Origin of the sequence: Pseudomonas sp. N2-3-1-14 (assembly GCF_041228395.1) — a bacterium.
Taxonomy (GTDB): Bacteria; Pseudomonadota; Gammaproteobacteria; order Pseudomonadales; family Pseudomonadaceae; genus Aquipseudomonas.
The window spans coordinates 2,534,370-2,547,205 of record NZ_CP166199.1; the positions used below are offsets into that span (position 1 = coordinate 2,534,370).

The window sequence follows — 12,836 nt, forward strand, 5'->3', positions numbered from 1 at the left end:
CCTTATTCGGGGATGACGGCGATCACGTCAATTTCCATCAGCCACTGCGGCTGGCCGAGGGCCGACACCACCAACCCGGTGGAAATCGGGAACACGCCTTTGAGCCACTTGCCGACCTCCTGGTACACCGGCTCGCGGTAGCGCGGGTCGATCAGGTAGGTGGTGGTCTTGACGATGTGGCTCAGGTCGGAACCGGCTTCTTCAAGCAGTTGCTTGACGTTGCGCATGGCTTGCTCGGCTTGCGCGCGCGGGTCGCCAAGGCCAACCAGGTTGCCGTCAAAATCAGTGCCTACCTGGCCGCGCACGTACACGGTATTGCCGGCGCGCACAGCCTGGCACAGGTCGTTGTCCAGGCTCTGGTTGGGGTAGGTTTCCTTGGTGTTGAACATGCGAATGCGAGTGTGAGTAGGCATCAAAAGACTCCAGAAAAAAGTGATCAGGCGCTGACAAATGACGGTTGAACAACCGGTGCGGGTTCACGGTACTCAAGGTATTGGCGCTGGATGGCAATGTGGTCGGCCACGTACTTGGCGTCATGCCAAACGCCCCAGATAAACGACGAGCCACGGCGCGATTGCCAAGGCAAACCGAGGAAGTAGATCCCCGACTCGGGGGCCACGCCGCGCTGGTGCTGCGGCTTGCCGGCGGCGTCAAAGGCATCGACCTTCAGCCAGCTGTAATCCACGGCAAAGCCGGTGGCCCAGATGATCGAGGTGATACCGGCCTCTGCCAGGTCCAGTTCCAGGATCGGCTGTTTGATGCATTCGGCGTCGGGGAACACGCGGCGTGCTTCGGGTTCCACCGGCAGGTCGAGGCCATTGCGCTCGATGTAGGCATCCGCCGCATCCAGCAGGGCCAGGTAGTTCTCATCGCCGCGTGCCAGGTTTTCCACCAGGTTCGCCTGGAAGGTGGCGGTACTGCCGTTGAAGGATTGGGTCAGGCCGACGAGGGTCATGCCTTGTTGGGCCAGCTCACGAAAATCGATGGTCTTGCCGCCGTGGGCGCCGCTCACTGCAATGGTCACGTGCTCGCGGCCAGGCTTCATCGCGGCTTGATCCCATTCGCCCAACACGCCCAGCCACCAGCAGAAATCGCGGTTGCGGTAGGCCCGCGGCGGGCGGTCGTGGGCGCCGACCGACAGGTACACCTGGCGGCCGGAGCGTTGCAATTCATCGGCGATCTGCACGCCGGACGAGCCGGCACCCACGACCAGCACGGCACCGGCGGGCAGATGCGCAGGGTTGCGATAGTCGGCGGAATGAATCTGGTGCAGCCCGGTGTCTTTGGGCGCAATCGCTGGAATCACCGGTTTCTGGAACGGTCCGGTGGCGGCGACGACGCGATTGGCTTCGATCACGCCTTCGCTGGTGTGCACGGTAAAGCCCGGGCGGCCGACATTGCGCACCACAGAGCTCACTTCCACGCCGGTGCGGATCGGCGCGTTGAATTTGCGCGCATAGGCTTCAAAGTAATCGGCCACGCGCTCTTTAGGCGCGAAGCCATCGGCGGCGACGTCATCAAATTCAAGGCCTGGAAAACGGTCATGCCAGGCCGGCCCATTGGCCACCAGCGAATCCCACCGCCCGGTGCGCCAGCGCTCGGCGATGCGGCTGCGCTCCAGCACCAGGTGCGGCACACCGTGCTTGCTCAGGTGCTCGCTCATGGCCACGCCAGCTTGACCGGCTCCCACGACCAGGGTGTCTGTTTTTGTTATTGCTTGCGTCATGTGTCTGTCCTTGCGTAATGCAGTTGGATTCAGCTTGGGCATGGCGTCAAGGCTAGGGGGAGGGCGATTTTTAATAAAATATTATTAAGCTGGGAACAGAGCATAAATATCGGATGCAGAGCGGTGTGCGTAACGCCACAGATCAAATGTGGGAGCGGGCTTGCCCGCGATTGCAATCTGCCGGGTGATAGCGTCATATCTGACCCAACGCCATCGCGGGCAAGCCCGCTCCCACAAGGTTTATGCCATGCCCGCGCTTCGCGCAATGACCCCTGCCGACTACGATGCCGTCCTCGCCCTCATGCAAAACACCCCTGGCATTTCCCTGCGCGATGCCGACTCCCGCGAGGCCACCGAACGCTACCTGGCGCGCAACCCTGAGATGAGTTTTGTCGCTGAAGCTGACGGCCGGGTGATCGCCTGCGTGATGTGCGGCCATGACGGTCGCCGTGGGTATCTGCAACACCTGCTGGTGCTGCCGGACTATCGCCGCCAAGGCATCGCCCAGGCGCTGGTTGAGCGTTGCCTCGGTGCGCTGGAGCAACTGGGCATCGGCAAATGCCATCTCGACGTGTTCAAGACCAACACCCATGCCGCCGCGTATTGGCAAGGGCAGGGCTGGACGCTGCGAACGGACATCGACCGTTACTCCTTCACGCGCCCCGGCAACGAAAACGCCTAGAGTTCTGCTGAGTACTTAACGGCCGCCGCCGCGCGCGAGGGCACCTTCAAGCTGCGCAGCAGCGACGACACGTGAATGCGCACTGTGAACGGCGAGATCGCCAGGGCTTTGGCGATTTCCTTGTTGGTCTTGCCCTGGGCGATCAGGCGCAGCACTTCTTGCTGGCGCGCGGTGAGGGTGGGGGTGCCCAAGGGCAGCAGGCCGGAGGGCGCGAACTTGACCAGCACTTCGCCGTCGCGAATCGCCAGGAGGGCCTGGCCGATTTCGTCCGGGGTGATGTTCTTGCCGATAAACCCGTCGGCACCCAGCGCCATGACCTGCTCGATCAGCGCCGGGTCATCCACCATCGACACCACGATCAAGGTGGTGCGCCGCAAGTGCTGGCGCAGCTCGGCCAGCTGGCTCATGCAGGTCAGGCCGGGAAAGCGCAGGTCGAGGATCAGTGTGTCGACATCGCTGCTGTCGCGGGTCAAGGCGTGCACCGCGTTCAGGTCGCCGGCCTCTTGCACCACGGCCTCGGGCAGCAGGCGCTGCACGGTGCGCAGCATGCCTTCGCGAAACATCGGGTGGTCGTCGGCTATGATGATTCGGCCAGTCATGGTGTGCGCCTTCCTTGGGCAAGAGAGTGCTGTGACATGCTACTTTAGCACCGCGCCACAGGGACGCTGCTGGCGCGTACCGGACAGATCGATTGCCGCACAAGGACGTCATCCATGAGTCATGAGACCAACTCCGAACTCGATCAGGCCAACCTGCGCATCGTGGTGGCCGCCATCGCGATTGTCTACATCGGCGCGCTGGGGTTCTTTCCCGGTCAGTCGGTGGACACCTACGTGCCGGTGATCCTGTACATCGTGGCGTTCCTGCTGGCCTCCATCGCGCTGCGCCAGGTCATCGCGCGCTGGCCCGGGCACTACCCGGCGCGGCGGGTGCTGGGCATGATCCACGACTACACCGGCACCTCGTTCGGGCTGGTGGTGGGCGGTGAAGCGGCATTGCCGCTGTATGCCGTGATGGTGTGGGTCAACCTGGGCAACGGCATGCGCTACGGCTCGCGCTACCTGGCGATTGCCACGGGGCTGGCGTTGCTCGCGCTGCTGATCGTGTACCGGCTGACGCCCCTGTGGCAGGCGCAACCGTTCATGGTGCTGATGCTGATGATCACCAGCACGGTGATCCCGGTGTACGCGCATATTTTGCTCGAACGCACGCGCAAGGCTTCTGAAGAAGCCATCGCGGCCAACCTGGAAAAATCGCGGTTCCTGGCCCAGGCCAGTCACGACCTGCGCCAGCCGATCCACTCCATCGGTTTGTTCACGGCGTGTTTGCGTGAAGCAAAGCTTGGGCATGACGAACAGCGGTTGGTGGACAATATCGACCGCTCGCTGCTCAACGTGTCGCAGCTGTTCCGTTCGATTCTCGACCTCTACACCCTCGACAACGGCCGGCTGTTGCCCAAATACCAAGTGATTCACCTGGGCGAATTCCTCGCCGACCTGGTGCACCAGCACGCCGAGGCGGCGCACTGGGCCGGCGTGGAACTGCGCCTGCGGCCGTGTGCGTATTGGGTGCAGGTCGACCCCGCGATGTTGGCGACGATGGTGCAAAACCTGCTCTCCAATTGCTTCAAATATGGCGCGCAGCGCCCGGTGCTGATTGGCGCGCGCGTTCGCGACGGCGGCGTGTCGGTACAGGTGCATGACCAGGGGCGGGGCATTGCCGAGGAACATCAGGCGAAGGTCTTCGAAGAGTTTTATCGGGTGCGCCAACTGCGTGACAAGGACGTCGAAGGCGTGGGCCTGGGGCTGTCCATCGTCAAGCGGCTGGGGCAGTTGATGGGCGTGCACGTGAGCCTGCGTTCGCGGCTGGGCCATGGCACCTCCGTGAGCCTGTACGGCCTGGCACTGGCGACGGCGCCGCGCCAACCGGCTGCGCGAGACGACCCGCGCCAGGCCGGCTTGCTGACGGGTCTGAAAGTCTGCCTGGTGGAAGATGACCACAACGTGTTGTTGGCCACCCAGGCCCTGCTGGAGCGCTGGGGCTGCGAGGTGCAGGCCGAATCCAGCGGGCAGGGCCTGGTCAGCGACTGCGACATCATCGTCGCCGACTATGACCTGGGCAACCACGCCACCGGCATCGAGTGCATCGATGCCCTGCGCCAGCAACGCGGCTGGGCGGTGCCGGCGCTGATTTTGACCGGGCACGACGTGGAAAAAATCCATGCTGCCCTGCATGACCGCAAGATTGCGATTCTGTCCAAACCGGTGCGGCCTGCAGAGCTACGCGGCACCCTGCGTGACCTCAGCCAGCCAAGCGTCACTGCATGAACGGTGCGGCCTGACCGCCTTTGGCGCCTTTGGGCATGCACCAGGCGCTGGGTTTCATCAGGCCAAAGCTGGCCACGGTGAACAAGCCGCCGCTGGCACCGCTGGGCACGGTGCAGTTGTAATCACCGGACGCGGTACTGGCGATGTAGTAGGTGGTCATGGAGTCATTGCGCACGTTGGAGATACGCTTGACCGGCTCACCGAGGTTGGTTTCCGACAGCGTCTTGAGATGGTCTTCATTGGGCTTGACGTTGCTGCAACCGGCGACACCGATGATCAGGGCGCCAAGCAGGGTGAGACGGGTAACGCAGGCGTGCAGGTTCATGAGGCTTCTTCCTTGGGATTGTCAGGGTTTTTCCAGCGCGCAAGGCACCCTCGCGCAACAGGCGTGCGGTGCCGGGGGGAGCGGTGGAAGTGCCGTGGAATATAGCGCCGACGGGCAAAGGGGTCGATTAGCACAAGTGTGCTAATGGCACGATGAGGTCATGGACGGAGAGAAGCATGCTGCAGATTAAACGCGCCACCCAAGCGGACGCCCAGGCGGCGTTCGACATTCGCCTGTTGGCCATCCGCAGCCAATGCATCGGCGCTTACAGCCGCGAACAGATGCTGCTGTGGACCCGCGGCCGCGCCGAAGATGGCTACAGCGCGCTGATGGACAAACCGTTTTACCTGGGCTGGGTGAATGGCGAGCCCGTGGTCACCGGGATGCTCGACCCGGATAACCACGAAGTGGGCGCGCTGTTTGTGCTCCCTGAATTCGCCGGACGCGGGTATGGCAAGGCGATGCTTGATCACTTGGAAAACCTCGCGCGGGAACTGGCCATTGAGTACGTGGTGCTGGATTCGACGCTCAACGCGGCGAGCTTTTACAGAGCATGCGGTTATGTGGGCGACAAACAAGCGGTGTATCACTCGCCGTCGGGGCTGACCCTGGCCTGTATACCGATGACCAAGCGACTGATTGCTGAAGACGCGACTAGCTCCGGCTAACACAGGCAACCCCTGTGGGAGCTGTCGAGCTCCGGCGAGGCTGCGAAGGCGGTGGTTCAGGCAACAATTATTTCAGCAGTGCCGCCGCCTTCGCAGCCTCGCTAAAGCTCGACAGCTCCCACAGGGGATTGGGGGCGGGCTTGAAGGGGTGTGCGCAGCCGATCAACTGAGGCCTCGGCGGCGTCTGGGCATGGACGCGGTCCGTGTGGGAGCTGTCGAGCCCCAGCGAGGCTGCGAAAGCGGTGGTTCAGGCAACAATTATTTCGGCAGCGCCGCCGCCTTCGCAGCCTCGCTGAAGCTCGACAGCTCCCACAGGGGATCGCGGGCGGGGTTGGAGAGGGCGTGCGCAGCCGATCAACCGAAGCCTCGGTGGCGTCTGGGCATGGGCGCGGTCCGTGTGGGAGCTGTCGAGCCCCGGCGAGGCTGCGAAAGCGGTGGGTCAGGCGACCGTTGTTTCGGCAGTGCCGCCGCCTTCGCAGCCTCGCTGAAGCTCGACAGCTCCCACAGGGGATTGGGGTCAGGCTTGGAAGGCCGTGCGCAGTCGCTCGATAACCTGCTTAACCGAGTCCCCCCGAACCGCCGGCGGCGTTGGGCTTTCGCCAAACTCGCGCCACACAAACAGTGTCAACTCGGCGCCGTCGGTCAGCGTCTGCGCTGGCGCCTGTGCGCCAAAACCTTGCAGCACGCGGTAGCGCGGGTCCTGCCAAAACGCCTGCTCGACCCAGTCGTACACCGGGATGAAGTGAAAGTGCAGCGGGAAGCCGGGCATGTGCCCATAGCGGCTGATGTACAGCCATTTGGGCTGCAGCTGCGCCTCGATCACCCGCTGGGTTTTAGCCAGCAAGCCGCCCAGCTCAGCCAGCGCGGCTTCCGGCATGTCGGCGAGCGAGTCGATTGGTGCCTTGGCACCCAGCATCAGGTAGCCCGGCAGCTTTGAGGCCAGGTGATGATTGAGCCGCCAGTGCTCGGTGTCGTGAAGGATGAAAGCGGGGTCGATCGGCATAAGCACGCGTCCATGAGAGCCGGGCGGGCAGGATAACAAGCGCGAGCCCCTGTATCCCACAAAAGCCGGCGATCTGTGTCTATCGCTGCGCGCGGCGGGCGGATAGGGTCGAGCGACGTTAACTGACGACCGAGCCCATCATGCAACTGACCGCTGTCCCGTTTGCCACCACCGACTGGTCCACTCTCGAACCCGAACTGCACCCAGGCGTCACCGGCAGTGCCCTGTGGCGCACCTGCCACTTCGGCACCACCCGCGTGCGCATGGTCGAATACACGCCCGGTTACCTGGCCGATCACTGGTGCTGGCGCGGGCATGTGTTGCTGTGTCTGGAAGGGGAGTTGCACACGCAATTGGAAGACGGCCGCGAGTTCATCCTGACGGCCGGGATGAGTTACCAGGTGGGCAATGACATGGAAGGGCATCGCTCATCCACCCTCACCGGCGCGAAGCTGTTTATCGTGGATTGAGCCTCACCCTTTGCGATACACCCCAGCAGACGCCCGCGGCAGGTTAATAAAGTTCTGCAGCGGCGCCGACGAGTTGAACACGCGCCGCACCAGGGTCATCGGCGCCAGCAGCTTGGGGCTGGCGTTGCTGATCCGGCAGTACGCCACGCTCTCGCGATGCAGAATCAGGCTATCGGGTCTGTTTGCAGATATAGAGAAAGTGTTGAGGGCAGAGCTTTTGGATATGGCGTTGGCGGGGGCTGGCAGGGGCCGGTTGTGGCGAGCGGGCTTGTGTGGCAAGCCGGCTTGTTGTGGCGAGCGGGCTTGCCCCGCGTTGGCGCGCGAAGCGCCCTGAAACCAGGCGCCGCGCTTTCACTGATGTACTGTGGTGGATTGACTGGGGCCGCTGCGCAGCCCAACGCGGGGCAAGCCCGCTCGCCACAACAAGCTCATTCGCCACGCAGTGGCTTAGTGCATCGTGCTGTGGTCCATACCGTCCAGCCCACGGGCTGGCGCTTTGACTTCAATCGACTGTTTCTCGCCCTTGGCGTTCTCCACCGTCAGGGTCAGCGGCACCTGGTCGCCTTCCTTGATCTGCCCGGTCAGGCCCATCAGCATCACGTGGTAACCGTTCGGGTCGAGCTTGACCGCTTTGCCTGCAGGCAGCGCGACCGAGTCCACCGGGCCCATGCGCATTACATCGTCCTTCATGCTCATTTCATGGATCTGCACGTCCTTGGCCACCGGCGTTGCCACGCTGAGCAGTTTGCTGTCGGTGTCGGCGGTGACGGTCATGAACGCGCCGCTGGACGGCTGGCCCGGCACAGAGGCGCGAACCCACGCGTCGGTCACCAGCACCTGGGCACTGGCGTGCGCCGCAAGGCCCAGCAGGGACAGGCCGATCAGGGTGCGCTTGAGGTGTTGAACAGCAGTCATTAGCAGACCTCCATGACGGTGAGCAGGTCTTCTGCGCACTCTTTAGCGGTAAGGGATGCCGACAGGCCCAGGCGCAGGTTGCCGCGGGTGTCGAAGACGAAACTGGTGGCCGTGTGCGACAGGGTGTAGGTGTCGCCGGCGGGGATCTTTTCATAAAAGATCCCGAACTCCTTGGCGGCCACGGCGATTTCTTCCGGGGTGCCGTAGAGCGCTTCGAAGCTTGGGTCGAAGGCCTTGACGTACTTGTCGAGAATCGCCGGGGTGTCGCGCTCGGGGTCGAGGGTGATGAACACCACTTGCATGATCTCGCCGTCGCGGCCCATCAGCTTCTTGGCCTGGGCGGCGCGGGCCAGGGTGGTCGGGCACACGGCCGGGCACTGCGTAAAGCCGAAGAACACCACCGGCATCAGGCCACGGAACGAGCTCAGGGTGACGGTTTCGCCGTCGGTGTTCTTGAGCTTGAAGGTGCGGCCCATGATCTTGTCACTGAGGTCCTTGCCGTACTTGAAGTTCAGCTTGGGGCTGTAATCACAGCCGCCCAGCAGGCTGCCCAGGCCCAACAGGCCCATACCGGTCAGCACTTTGCGGCGGGTGAATAACGTACTCATCAACTGTGCATCCTGTGAAACGCCTGGATGACTCTGCAACGGCATGGCAGGCTTTGAAAAGGAGTAATGATGCGGGTGCACAGTCTACCAACCCAGGTCAGCTCACGTAATCTGCGACGTTCTGCCACAGGGCGCGCCGTGCTTCATCCCTTTGGGGCTTCAGTGGTAGAGTCGCCGCCATGAAATTGAGCCACCCCGACCGTTCGCTGATCGCCTGGGCCCTGTACTTCTGCGTGCTGATGAACCTGTTCGTCTGCGGTTTGGGCCATGGGCAGATGCTTGGCGAGCAACTCAACGGCATCGGTGGTGCGTTCTGCTCGGTGGACGGTAGCCAGGCGCCACTTTCCGACAAAGGGTTGGATAACCCAGCGTCTGGCAACATCTCGAACTACTTTGCCTGCCCGGTATGCGCTGCCGTGACCGTGGCCATCGTGTTCCTCATCGGGCTGGCCTGGCTGTTGGGCCTTGGACACACCCCACGTCCTGCCCATGAGCGGCGCAACAAGGCGCCGCCGCGTTATTCCTGGCCCTCGGCCAACCCCCGCGCTTCCCCCGCATTCTGACGTGTGCCTTGGGCTTCCTGTGTTCAGGAGGCGTTCTATCGTCACGACTGTGAGTGTATTTCATGATCTCTGTATTGCCTGCAGGCGCCAGCCGCCTGGTCAGCAAGGCATCCCGGCGTATGCGCGCCGAACCGACACTGGCTGATTACCCGAGCAATTCGCGCTGCTTCGTGCACCTGGATGCGCGTTTATTGCCGTATTGGCACACCTTGTTCGACATCTGCCCGGCCTTGCTCAAGCTGGATCCACCGGAAGGGTTGAACCTGTTTCGCAGCTTCATGACCTGGGCCTATCACAACCAGCCGCCGCTGGACTGGACGTATCACCTCAACGTTTGCCGCTGGCTGCTCGCCTCGGGGTATCGATCACAGATTGATGAGGAGCCCATCGAGGCTTTCATGGCGGCCGCGGCGGCGCGCTGGATCACTACCGATCAAAGCCAGGCGCAGGGCGTGGTCGTGGGATGGCGAGGGGCGAGGATTTTCGATTGGAAGGGCAGTGCGTTGGCAAGCGTCGAACATCAGCCATTGCCAGCCCCGTTGGACGACTTCGGCTGGTGCCCGTTGAACCGTCAGGGTGATTTCAGCGGTTGGTTGCCAGTGCCCTGAGTCCTTGAGAGGCCACGGCGGGTCCCAGGCCACGCCGTGGCCATGGGCGAAAGGCAAGCGGCGAGGCGTTTCGCCTGGCCCTTGTTAAGCGGCTAGTTGCTGCTGCTGCTGCGCGGAGTCTTTTTCTGAGTCTTTTTCGCGGGTTGCTTGTGTGAAGTTCCGCTCGTCGAGGCCTTCTCTTTGGGCGGCGTTTCAGCCTTTTTGTCACTGTCGGAGGGGCTGCTCGGATAGGTGCCTGGCGGCAGCGCGGAACCTGCTGCGCTGCTGCCGCTCAGCGAGTTGGCGGCGGGGGCAATGGCATCGCCAAAGGCGGCGAAAGCGGGGCTTGCCAGCAGCGCTGAAAAGCCGACGATGAGCAACATCCTGTGGGAAATACTGGTCTTCATGACTCAATCCCCTTGCTTGGGCCGAAGCCCGGGAAACCCGGGCCCCGGTGGTGCTTCAATCAAGACTTCTTAGCGCCGCCGCCGGAGCTGTGGGCTCCACCTTTTTTGCCGGCTTCAGAAGCTTTCTCACGGTCGTTGGCAAAATTGCCGCCGGAGCCTTGACCGCCACTTTTCTTGGCAGTATCTGGCTTGGCTTTACCGCCTGCACCTGTCGTGGTTTTTCCGCTGGTAGCCATTTCAAAATCCCTCTTCAATGAATGAATCAACGGTGTCGCTTAATTGGGAATGCTCAATCGAAATCAAAGTTTGAAATAGTTCGCGGGCATGCGACGAACGGGCATCAGGCCGCGATCGGCTTGGCGCCCAGGGCTTTCTTGTGCGCGGCTTTCATCGCTTCCATTTCTGCACCAAGGGCTTCGAGCACAGTCTTGCCCAACAGCTTTTTGGCCTGCGGGAACATCTCGGATTCCTCTTCTTCGATGTGGTGCTCCAACAGTTCCTTGACCACTTTGACGCGCCCGGAAAATTCAGTGGTGGAAGGCTCGGTCTGTTTCAGGTCGGGCAGCACCAGGGCGTCGACGGTGCGGTGCTCTTCCTTGGCCTCGTGGTACATGATGTCCTGCTCTTTACCGCCGGCCTTGCGGAAGGCGGGGTAAAGGATCTCTTCCTCGAGGCGGGTATGCAGGCTGATTTCCATCTCGAGTTTGGCCAGCAATTCAGTGCGTTTCTTGACGCCACGCTCGGTGGACTCGCTCAGTTGGGTCAGCAGCGCCTTGACGCGTTCGTGGTCAGCCTTGAGAAGGTCGATTGCATTCATGGTGGAACCTCACGGATAGCATTCGGGCGTGTCGAAGTGCACGCCTCGTTCCTTGGAGGTTGCATCAGTTGTACCAACTTGGATAACTTAAATAAAACCTTATTAATCAATGAGATAGAAAAGCATGCAAGGCAACGCATTCGTGCACCTTGCATGGTTGGGCAGCCAGCAGATTGCAATACACCGCTTCTAGGCGCCGCTGACTTTCCAATGCTTGATGTCTTCGGCAAACACCACCTGCTGCACCTCGTGGGCGATGCCATAGGCCAGCGATTCATGCGCGGCGATGACTTTTTCCTCAGCCGACAGGCACTTGAAAATATCCAGCTGGGTTTCGGCTTGAGTGGTCTCCAACTCATAGATTTTCACGTAGCGCGCCAGGTCGTTATCCAGGCTCGACAGGTATTCACGCAGACGCTGGTGGTCCACTGAACTCTGGCTGAAATACCAGTTCATCGGGTGAATCAAAAACCGTGAGTGCGGCGTGGTGATGCGTCGGTTCGCCGCCAGGAACATGATGATGCCCATGGATTCGATGTTGCCCGCGTTGATCGCGCACAAGGGCACCGGCAACGCCTTGAGAAAGGTGTAGAGGGTGAAGCCGAAATTGGTGCTGCCACCGGTGGTCGACAGGTTCAGCAGCAGGGAACTGGCGCCTTCGCCGATAGCATCCAGGCAACAGTCGCGAAAGCGCTCGGTGGTGCTCTGGTCGATCTGGCAGTGAAAGTGGATAACGTGCTCGGTCATCCTGAACCTCCTTAATTCAGTGCAGGCGAGGTGATTCAGTGTTGAGTCTAGAAGGTCGCGCAGGATTAGCTGCAACCGTTGGGCGTGAGCCCTTGCTGAAAATCGAATGGAACCCTCAGGCCATCTGCTTGACCTAATGCATAGACCTCAGGAGGTGAGCTATGCAATTGGAAACTATCTGGATCATTCTGGCCGTGATTCTGCTGATCTTGGAATTATGGGCGATCAACGTCGTATTACGCAGCACCGGTGGCTGGGAGACCAAAGGGCTGTGGTTGATCATTCTGATTTTCGTGCCGCTGTTCGGGCTGATTGTCTGGGCCTTGTTCGGGCCAAAACGTGAGATGGCTGAACAGCGCAAAAGCTGAGCCCATTGAAGACCGCAAACAGGCGCCCATTGGGCGCCTGTTTACGTTCAAGCGGGTGGTTTAGCCCGCAATAGCTTTGGCAATCGCTTCGTTGAACGCCGGCAAGTCATCCGGGGTACGCGAGGTGATCAAGGTCCAGCCATTGGCCTTGCATTCCTTGACCTGGGCATCCACCCAACCGGCGGCGCCGGCGTTTTCAAGGTCGATCCGCACGCTTTTGTACGAGGTCAGGGTTTTGCCCTTGATCACGCCTGCATCGATCAGCGTCCATGGCCCGTGGCAGATCGCCGCGATGGTTTTGCCGGCCTTGACGAAGTCGTTGATCAGGCGCAGCGCGTTGGCATCCTGGCGCAAGGTGTCAGCGTTGACGGTGCCGCCAGGGATAACCAAGGCGTCGTAGTCGCTGCTTGCCACGTCCGACAATTGCACGTCGGATTCCACGGTTTTGTCCTTCTCGGTGTCACCGACGAAGGTCTGGGTGGTGCCGCCTTTGCTGGACGCGTGAGTCACCGTGGCGCCATAACCGCGCAGCGCTTCGAGTGGCTTGACCAGCTCATCGCGTTCGATACCGGTATTGGAGGTGATGATGAGGATTTTCTTGCCGTTGAGTTGCGAACTCATGG

At 61.6% G+C, this 12,836-nt stretch carries 19 protein-coding genes and 1 pseudogene; 7 read left to right on the top strand and 13 right to left on the bottom strand.

Annotation, left to right across the window (positions count from 1 at the left end; all coding sequences use genetic code 11):
* Positions 1-2: 2 nt before the first annotated feature.
* On the bottom strand, positions 3-413 hold the full coding sequence (locus tag AB5I78_RS11840; protein ID WP_010171793.1) for a RidA family protein: 411 nt from the start codon (positions 411-413) through the stop codon (positions 3-5).
* A gap of 23 nt (positions 414-436) precedes the next feature.
* Positions 437-1,768: a flavin-containing monooxygenase gene (locus AB5I78_RS11845; protein ID WP_370004549.1), complete on the bottom strand. Its 1,332-nt coding sequence runs from the start codon at positions 1,766-1,768 to the stop codon at positions 437-439.
* Positions 1,769-1,973: 205 nt separating this feature from the next.
* Here AB5I78_RS11845 and AB5I78_RS11850 point away from each other — a divergent pair, with 205 nt between their 5' ends.
* Positions 1,974-2,408, top strand: coding sequence for a GNAT family N-acetyltransferase (locus AB5I78_RS11850; RefSeq protein ID WP_145165779.1), 435 nt, complete (start codon positions 1,974-1,976; stop codon positions 2,406-2,408).
* Here AB5I78_RS11850 and AB5I78_RS11855 read toward each other — a convergent pair.
* Entirely contained in the window at positions 2,405-3,007 is a 603-nt protein-coding gene (locus tag AB5I78_RS11855) for a response regulator transcription factor (protein WP_145165778.1), read from the bottom strand. The genes AB5I78_RS11850 and AB5I78_RS11855 overlap by 4 nt on opposite strands.
* A gap of 114 nt (positions 3,008-3,121) precedes the next feature.
* Between AB5I78_RS11855 and AB5I78_RS11860 the strand changes: the two genes are divergently transcribed.
* Positions 3,122-4,735, top strand: a complete 1,614-nt coding sequence (locus AB5I78_RS11860; protein WP_369303384.1) for a hybrid sensor histidine kinase/response regulator — start codon at positions 3,122-3,124, stop codon at positions 4,733-4,735.
* Here AB5I78_RS11860 and AB5I78_RS11865 read toward each other — a convergent pair.
* Positions 4,725-5,060, bottom strand: a complete 336-nt coding sequence (locus AB5I78_RS11865; RefSeq protein WP_106580162.1) for a hypothetical protein — start codon at positions 5,058-5,060, stop codon at positions 4,725-4,727. The genes AB5I78_RS11860 and AB5I78_RS11865 overlap by 11 nt on opposite strands.
* 176 nt (positions 5,061-5,236) lie before the next feature.
* On the opposite strand from AB5I78_RS11865, the gene AB5I78_RS11870 reads away from it, so the two are divergent.
* Entirely contained in the window at positions 5,237-5,728 is a 492-nt protein-coding gene (locus AB5I78_RS11870; protein ID WP_369303386.1) for a GNAT family N-acetyltransferase, read from the top strand.
* 517 nt (positions 5,729-6,245) lie between these two features.
* Here AB5I78_RS11870 and AB5I78_RS11875 read toward each other — a convergent pair.
* Positions 6,246-6,731 (bottom strand): HIT family protein, encoded by a 486-nt coding sequence (locus AB5I78_RS11875; protein WP_369303387.1) that lies wholly within the window; start codon positions 6,729-6,731, stop codon positions 6,246-6,248.
* Between the two features lie 140 nt (positions 6,732-6,871).
* Between AB5I78_RS11875 and AB5I78_RS11880 the strand changes: the two genes are divergently transcribed.
* Positions 6,872-7,201, top strand: coding sequence for a DHCW motif cupin fold protein (locus AB5I78_RS11880; protein WP_369303388.1), 330 nt, complete (start codon positions 6,872-6,874; stop codon positions 7,199-7,201).
* A gap of 3 nt (positions 7,202-7,204) precedes the next feature.
* On the opposite strand, the gene AB5I78_RS11885 is transcribed toward AB5I78_RS11880, so the two are convergent.
* From AB5I78_RS11885 to AB5I78_RS11895, 3 genes are all read right to left on the bottom strand, one after another.
* Entirely contained in the window at positions 7,205-7,348 is a 144-nt protein-coding gene (locus AB5I78_RS11885) for a hypothetical protein (protein ID WP_369303390.1), read from the bottom strand.
* A 300-nt stretch (positions 7,349-7,648) separates the two neighbouring features.
* The gene (locus AB5I78_RS11890; RefSeq protein ID WP_145165772.1) at positions 7,649-8,116 is read right to left on the bottom strand and encodes a copper chaperone PCu(A)C; all 468 of its coding nucleotides are present in this window, start codon (positions 8,114-8,116) and stop codon (positions 7,649-7,651) included.
* Entirely contained in the window at positions 8,116-8,724 is a 609-nt protein-coding gene (locus AB5I78_RS11895; protein WP_119735385.1) for an SCO family protein, read from the bottom strand. Before AB5I78_RS11895 ends, AB5I78_RS11890 begins: the two co-directional genes overlap by 1 nt.
* 179 nt (positions 8,725-8,903) lie before the next feature.
* Between AB5I78_RS11895 and AB5I78_RS11900 the strand changes: the two genes are divergently transcribed.
* Together AB5I78_RS11900 and AB5I78_RS11905 are read left to right on the top strand one after the other, a co-directional pair.
* Positions 8,904-9,287, top strand: coding sequence for a DUF2946 domain-containing protein (locus AB5I78_RS11900; protein WP_262209123.1), 384 nt, complete (start codon positions 8,904-8,906; stop codon positions 9,285-9,287).
* A 62-nt stretch (positions 9,288-9,349) separates the two neighbouring features.
* A complete protein-coding gene (locus tag AB5I78_RS11905; RefSeq protein WP_145165770.1) occupies positions 9,350-9,895 on the top strand; it encodes a putative natural product biosynthesis protein in 546 nt (181 codons plus the stop codon).
* Between the two features lie 92 nt (positions 9,896-9,987).
* Here the strand turns inward: AB5I78_RS11905 and AB5I78_RS11910 are convergent, their stop codons facing one another.
* From AB5I78_RS11910 to AB5I78_RS11925, 4 genes and pseudogenes are all read right to left on the bottom strand, one after another.
* Positions 9,988-10,281: a hypothetical protein gene (locus tag AB5I78_RS11910; RefSeq protein WP_369303393.1), complete on the bottom strand. Its 294-nt coding sequence runs from the start codon at positions 10,279-10,281 to the stop codon at positions 9,988-9,990.
* Positions 10,282-10,340: 59 nt separating this feature from the next.
* Positions 10,341-10,451: pseudogene (locus tag AB5I78_RS11915) on the bottom strand (KGG domain-containing protein); the annotation flags it as partial.
* Positions 10,452-10,621: 170 nt separating this feature from the next.
* The gene (locus AB5I78_RS11920; RefSeq protein WP_242197699.1) at positions 10,622-11,098 is read right to left on the bottom strand and encodes a hemerythrin domain-containing protein; all 477 of its coding nucleotides are present in this window, start codon (positions 11,096-11,098) and stop codon (positions 10,622-10,624) included.
* 189 nt (positions 11,099-11,287) lie between these two features.
* Positions 11,288-11,845 carry an ATP-dependent Clp protease proteolytic subunit gene (locus tag AB5I78_RS11925; protein ID WP_145165767.1) on the bottom strand — a complete coding sequence of 186 codons (558 nt, stop codon included), beginning with the start codon at positions 11,843-11,845 and terminating at the stop codon, positions 11,288-11,290.
* 161 nt (positions 11,846-12,006) lie between these two features.
* Here AB5I78_RS11925 and AB5I78_RS11930 point away from each other — a divergent pair, with 161 nt between their 5' ends.
* A complete protein-coding gene (locus tag AB5I78_RS11930; RefSeq protein ID WP_106580146.1) occupies positions 12,007-12,213 on the top strand; it encodes a PLD nuclease N-terminal domain-containing protein in 207 nt (68 codons plus the stop codon).
* A 60-nt stretch (positions 12,214-12,273) separates the two neighbouring features.
* On the opposite strand, the gene AB5I78_RS11935 is transcribed toward AB5I78_RS11930, so the two are convergent.
* Positions 12,274-12,834 (bottom strand): type 1 glutamine amidotransferase domain-containing protein, encoded by a 561-nt coding sequence (locus AB5I78_RS11935; protein WP_369303394.1) that lies wholly within the window; start codon positions 12,832-12,834, stop codon positions 12,274-12,276.
* Positions 12,835-12,836 lie beyond the last annotated feature (2 nt).

What these genes read in the sequence shown, in the direction of transcription:
- AB5I78_RS11920 (WP_242197699.1), bottom strand. Translation starts at nt 11,098, where the DNA reads ATGAATGCAATCGACCTTCTCAAGGCTGACCACGAACGCGTCAAGGCG.
- AB5I78_RS11935 (WP_369303394.1), bottom strand. Translation starts at nt 12,834, where the DNA reads ATGAGTTCGCAACTCAACGGCAAGAAAATCCTCATCATCACCTCCAAT.
- AB5I78_RS11930 (WP_106580146.1), top strand. Translation starts at nt 12,007, where the DNA reads ATGCAATTGGAAACTATCTGGATCATTCTGGCCGTGATTCTGCTGATC.
- AB5I78_RS11905 (WP_145165770.1), top strand. Translation starts at nt 9,350, where the DNA reads ATGATCTCTGTATTGCCTGCAGGCGCCAGCCGCCTGGTCAGCAAGGCA.
- AB5I78_RS11910 (WP_369303393.1), bottom strand. Translation starts at nt 10,281, where the DNA reads ATGAAGACCAGTATTTCCCACAGGATGTTGCTCATCGTCGGCTTTTCA.
- AB5I78_RS11850 (WP_145165779.1), top strand. Translation starts at nt 1,974, where the DNA reads ATGCCCGCGCTTCGCGCAATGACCCCTGCCGACTACGATGCCGTCCTC.
- AB5I78_RS11860 (WP_369303384.1), top strand. Translation starts at nt 3,122, where the DNA reads ATGAGTCATGAGACCAACTCCGAACTCGATCAGGCCAACCTGCGCATC.
- AB5I78_RS11895 (WP_119735385.1), bottom strand. Translation starts at nt 8,724, where the DNA reads ATGAGTACGTTATTCACCCGCCGCAAAGTGCTGACCGGTATGGGCCTG.
- AB5I78_RS11865 (WP_106580162.1), bottom strand. Translation starts at nt 5,060, where the DNA reads ATGAACCTGCACGCCTGCGTTACCCGTCTCACCCTGCTTGGCGCCCTG.
- AB5I78_RS11925 (WP_145165767.1), bottom strand. Translation starts at nt 11,845, where the DNA reads ATGACCGAGCACGTTATCCACTTTCACTGCCAGATCGACCAGAGCACC.
- AB5I78_RS11845 (WP_370004549.1), bottom strand. Translation starts at nt 1,768, where the DNA reads ATGCCCAAGCTGAATCCAACTGCATTACGCAAGGACAGACACATGACG.
- AB5I78_RS11855 (WP_145165778.1), bottom strand. Translation starts at nt 3,007, where the DNA reads ATGACTGGCCGAATCATCATAGCCGACGACCACCCGATGTTTCGCGAA.
- AB5I78_RS11900 (WP_262209123.1), top strand. Translation starts at nt 8,904, where the DNA reads ATGAAATTGAGCCACCCCGACCGTTCGCTGATCGCCTGGGCCCTGTAC.
- AB5I78_RS11890 (WP_145165772.1), bottom strand. Translation starts at nt 8,116, where the DNA reads ATGACTGCTGTTCAACACCTCAAGCGCACCCTGATCGGCCTGTCCCTG.
- AB5I78_RS11880 (WP_369303388.1), top strand. Translation starts at nt 6,872, where the DNA reads ATGCAACTGACCGCTGTCCCGTTTGCCACCACCGACTGGTCCACTCTC.
- AB5I78_RS11840 (WP_010171793.1), bottom strand. Translation starts at nt 413, where the DNA reads ATGCCTACTCACACTCGCATTCGCATGTTCAACACCAAGGAAACCTAC.
- AB5I78_RS11875 (WP_369303387.1), bottom strand. Translation starts at nt 6,731, where the DNA reads ATGCCGATCGACCCCGCTTTCATCCTTCACGACACCGAGCACTGGCGG.
- AB5I78_RS11870 (WP_369303386.1), top strand. Translation starts at nt 5,237, where the DNA reads ATGCTGCAGATTAAACGCGCCACCCAAGCGGACGCCCAGGCGGCGTTC.